The 252-nt window shown below is 53.2% G+C and carries 1 protein-coding gene; it reads right to left on the bottom strand.

From position 1 onward, the window contains the following. Nucleotides 1-252, bottom strand: a 252-nt coding sequence (locus FEK29_RS17830) for an asparaginase domain-containing protein (protein WP_193554894.1), incomplete at both ends; no start/stop codon positions are given.

Consider the following 252-nt stretch of genomic DNA (forward strand, 5'->3'; position numbering starts at 1 on the left):
TTCAAACCATGCAAAGCCTGTGACAGGGCCGCACCTGTAAAGGCCATGGTGTCCGTCCCTTGGATCACCAAAACGGGGCAATCAGGATGCGCATCCATGACATCTAAGATTTCGTTCCAGTGTTCAGGCCCAAGATTGGAACTGTCGACCAAGGGGGAAAATATATGTTGGTGCAGCTCAATACCATCGGGCAAGCGCTCAGCAACGGCCGCTTCGACAAGACCCTTTTGTGGGGTCAAACCCTCCTCGCTT

It is taken from the genome of Maribacter aurantiacus, from assembly GCF_005780245.1.
Classification (GTDB): domain Bacteria; phylum Bacteroidota; class Bacteroidia; order Flavobacteriales; family Flavobacteriaceae; genus Maribacter; species Maribacter flavus.